We start from the raw sequence: 1,927 nt of genomic DNA on the forward strand, positions 1-1,927 counted from the left end.
ACAGCTACTCGGCCCAGGTCGACATGACCACGGGTACCGAGCAGAAGAAGTTCGACGTGAACAAGAACGCCTGGACGCCGGTCGGCGAGAGCGCCGACGAGCAGGGCCGCGACTTCATGCTCATGGAAATCCGCACCACCAAGTAGCAGCGGAGCCGCCCACGCTAGGCATCCGGCGCCTCATGTCGGCGCCCATGCCGGGCGACGGGCCCGTTGCAAGGCGCCCGTACCGCCTGTCTGGCACCACTCCCTTGAACCCGTCGGCCGAGTGGCCGAACCGCGTTGCGGGCGTCCGCGAGGCCATGCCCGCGCACCCGCGCTCTGCCTGCGAAGGGAACTCGCATGTCCGCACTCCGTCCGCGCACCGCGCGGATCTCCAGCTGCCTGCTGGCCACCTCCGCCGTGCTGTCGGCGGGCCTGATGTCGGCGACCCCCGCCGCCGCGGCCTCCGGCCCCGAGGCCGCCACCGGCACGCAACCCTACGCTGTCCGGCTCAACCTCGGCGACGAGACCAACTCCCGTGCCTGCAGCGGCACTCTGGTCGACCGCTTCTGGGTCCTCACCGCCGCGAGCTGCTTCGCCACGATCCCCGGTACCCCGGTCCCGGCCGGCAAGCCGGCCCTGAAGACCACCGCGACGCTCAGCGACGGCAAGGCGGTCGAGGTCATCGAGATCGCGCCGCGCACCGACCGGGACGCTGCCCTCGTACGACTTGCCACCGCGGTCACCGGAATCGCGCCCGCCCCCCTCGCGACCGCCGCCCCGTCGGCCGGTACCGACCTGACCGCGGCCGGATTCGGCCGTACGAAGTCCGAGTGGSTGCCGGACAAGCTCCACACCGSCACCTTCACCSTCAACTCCRCSACRTCCACGACGCTCTCCCTCACCGGYAAGGGCACSGACGTSCTCTGCAAGGGCGACACCGGYGGACCRCTCCTGAACTCCGCGGGCCAGATCGTCGCCGTCAACTCCCGCTCCTGGCAGGGCGGCTGCCTCGGCACCCCCGCGACCGAGACCCGCACGGGCGCCACCTCCACCCGCACCGACGACCTCGCCGGCTGGCTGCGGGACGTCCGCTTCACCACCGCCTCGATCCAGAACGCGCTGAGCAACCGCTGCGCGTACGTCGGTTGGCGCACCCCCGACAACGGCGCCCAGGCCCAGCAGGTCGACTGCGATCCGCAGTACGCCGACCAGCTCTGGAAGCTGGAGCCGGTCCCGGGCGGCTACCAGATCCGCAACCAGTTCAACAACCGCTGCCTCCTGGTCTCGTGGCGCACCCCTGAGGACGGCGCGCCCGTGACGCAGTACGACTGCCACCCGGAGTACGCCGACCAGGTGTGGAAGCTGGAGCCGGTCGCCGGTGGCGGCTACTCCATCCGGAACTCGCTGACCGACAAGTGCATGTACGTCTCATGGCGCACGCCGGAGTGGGGCGCGCCCCTGACGCAGGTCGGCTGCGACTCCCGGTATGTCGACCAGGTCTGGAAGATCTGAACGGCCTGACCAACCGAAAGAAATGGAGGCTGCCCTCGGCGCCCCGCCGAGGGCAACCTCCATTTTTCGTCTTCACCGTGCGCAATGAAACCTTCGGGACGACCCGGCAGTGCAATCTGTCAGTTGTCACCGACTTGAAGCCGCTATCAAGCAAGGACGGGAATAGCAGCCAATGAAGGCACACAAGAAAATGCTCCGCGCTGTTGGCGCGGCCCTGGGCGCGGGCGCCCTGGCATGGATCGCGGTCGGTGGCGGAATCTCCGGAGTTCCTGCCCGAGTGGACGCCTCGGCGATGGGTTCCGTCGCGGACGAGGGCCCTGGTTACGCGATCGAGGACTTCGGTTATCCGAACGCCGACAAGATCCTGGCGGAGCGGGGCATCACCCTGAAGCGAGGTGATGGGCACATCGTGCTGGCGGACTGTGCGAGCG

General features: G+C 69.2%; 1 protein-coding gene and 1 pseudogene. Both read left to right on the plus strand.

Going from position 1 to position 1,927, the window contains the following annotated elements; all coding sequences use genetic code 11:
• Nucleotides 1–341: 341 nt before the first annotated feature.
• The gene (locus AB4039_RS42070; RefSeq protein WP_442273288.1) at nucleotides 342–1,496 is read left to right on the plus strand and encodes an RICIN domain-containing protein; all 1,155 of its coding nucleotides are present in this window, start codon (nucleotides 342–344) and stop codon (nucleotides 1,494–1,496) included.
• A 172-nt stretch (nucleotides 1,497–1,668) separates the two neighbouring features.
• Nucleotides 1,669–1,927, plus strand: a pseudogene (locus tag AB4039_RS42075) (hypothetical protein); the annotation flags it as partial.

The sequence above is a fragment of the Streptomyces sp. M-16 genome, assembly GCF_052114405.1.
Lineage (GTDB): Bacteria > Actinomycetota > Actinomycetes > Streptomycetales > Streptomycetaceae > Streptomyces.